The organism is Pseudomonas edaphica (assembly GCF_005863185.1).
Taxonomy (GTDB): domain Bacteria; phylum Pseudomonadota; class Gammaproteobacteria; order Pseudomonadales; family Pseudomonadaceae; genus Aquipseudomonas; species Aquipseudomonas edaphica.
The window spans coordinates 1-1,846 of the sequence record NZ_VBVZ01000884.1 but is presented as its reverse complement, the minus strand read 5'-3'; the positions used below and the strand labels follow the sequence as shown (position 1 = coordinate 1,846).

2 protein-coding genes are annotated in these 1,846 nt (G+C 62.1%); both read left to right on the top strand.

Features of this window, described 5'->3' with window-relative positions:
• Positions 1 to 115: 115 nt before the first annotated feature.
• The gene (locus FEM54_RS31705) at positions 116 to 307 is read left to right on the top strand and encodes a DUF1289 domain-containing protein (protein WP_138454185.1); all 192 of its coding nucleotides are present in this window, start codon (positions 116 to 118) and stop codon (positions 305 to 307) included.
• A gap of 144 nt (positions 308 to 451) precedes the next feature.
• Positions 452 to 1,675, top strand: a complete 1,224-nt coding sequence (gene rluB, locus FEM54_RS31700; protein ID WP_017139164.1) for a 23S rRNA pseudouridine(2605) synthase RluB — start codon at positions 452 to 454, stop codon at positions 1,673 to 1,675.
• The last annotated feature ends 171 nt before the right edge of the window (positions 1,676 to 1,846 follow it).

The following is a 1,846-nucleotide window of genomic DNA, read 5'->3' as shown; positions in this document are numbered from 1 at the left end:
TGTGGGAGCTGGCTTGCCTGCGATGCGGGCGCCCCGGTCTGTCGGTTGTACCGAGGTGATGCCATCGCAGGCAAGCCAGCTCCCACAGAAAAGCCAGCTTGCTGGGAGGATTCAAATGAGTTCCACCAAAGACCCTTGCATCAGCATCTGCAAATTCGCCGATGACATCTGCGTCGGCTGTGGCCGCAGCAAGCGCGAAATCCGCGCCTGGAAGAAGCTCGACAAAACCGACAAACGCACCGTTCTGGCCGAAGCCGAGCTGCGCCTGCTGGCCCTGGGCGCCACCGGTCGGCGGAAAAGCAAATGACTTGGGCCTTATCGACTAGTCTGTGATGCGAAACCCGCGCCATGCGCGTATGATTCGCGACCCTTTGCCGATCTATTCGGCCAAAGCCCCGCTTTCAATACTCTTCAGGCCACGCCTGAATCGACCCACCGGGAGGTGCTTAAGATGAACGACCAAGACCAGAACGACAGCCAGGAAATCGGCCCAGCAGGCGAAAAACTGCAAAAGGTGCTGGCGCGTATCGGCGTGGGCTCACGCCGCGACGTCGAAGCCTGGATCACCCAGAAGCGCATCAAGGTCAATGGCGTCGAGGCTACCCTCGGCCAGCGCGTCGACCTGCACGATGCAATCACCATTGATGGCAAAGTCATCAAGCGTGAAGAGGCCGCCGAATCGGTGCGCCGCGTGATCATGTACAACAAGCCCGACGGCGAGATCTGCACCCGTGACGACCCGGAAGGCCGTCCGACCGTGTTCGACAAGATGCCCAAGCCCAAAGAAGGCCGCTGGATCAACATCGGCCGCCTGGACATCAACACCACTGGCTTGCTGATGTTCACCACCGACGGTGAGCTGGCCAACCGCTTGATGCACCCGTCCTACGAGATGGACCGTGAGTACGCTGTACGTGTACGCGGCGAAGTCGATGACGAGATGATCGAACGCCTGAAGGCTGGCGTGGTGCTGGAAGACGGCCCGGCCAAGTTCACCGACATCAAGCAGGCGCCCGGTGGCGAAGGTTTCAACCACTGGTACCACTGCGTGGTGATGGAAGGCCGTAACCGTGAAGTACGTCGCCTGTGGGAATCCCAGGGCCTGGTGGTCAGCCGCCTGAAGCGCGTGCGTTTCGGCCCGGTGTTCCTCAACTCCGACCTGCCGATGGGCCGCTGGCGCGAAATGAGCCAGTACGAAGTCGACATCCTCAGTGCCGAAGTCGGCCTGACGCCGGTGGCCATGCCGCAGATGAACGCCAAGAGCAAAGACAAGCTTGAGCGTATGCAGCGTAAATCCTCGCGTCCTGTGGCGCGTACCGAGCGTGTTGCACGCACCTTGCGCCCTGCGCTGAATGCACCGGCGACCGGTGGGCGTATCTCCCGTGAGCCGCACATCGAAGGCGAGCGTCGCCCAACCGCGCCATCGCGTCAGGAAGGCGAGCGTGCGCCACGCACTCCGCGCCCTGCCCGTGGTGAAGCGCCAAGCGGCGGCCGTAGCAACCGTGGTGAAGCGGACCGCCCAGCGGACAACGCCAGCACCAAGCGCCCAGCCAAGCCCGCGGCGAACAAGCGCCCTGGTCCGAAACTGGTCGCCGACGAGCCGTCGGGCAAGCGCCGTGGCGCGCCGGCCGGTTCCGGTCAGCGTCCGGGTTTTGGTCGCAAGAAGCCGCAGTGATTTAACCGCTGTATAAAAAAACGCCAACCTTAGGGTTGGCGTTTTTTTTTGCTCTGAAAGTTGGTAACCCAATCAAGTGTGGGAGCTGGCTTGCCTGCGATGACATCAGCTCGGTTCAACTGAAGGACCGAGGGGTCTGCATCGCAGGCAAGCCCGCTCCCACAGGGCTCC

Bases quoted from the DNA above. Each gene is read 5' to 3' on its own strand.
- FEM54_RS31705 (WP_138454185.1), top strand. From the start codon at position 116: ATGAGTTCCACCAAAGACCCTTGCATCAGCATCTGCAAATTCGCCGAT.
- rluB (WP_017139164.1), top strand. From the start codon at position 452: ATGAACGACCAAGACCAGAACGACAGCCAGGAAATCGGCCCAGCAGGC.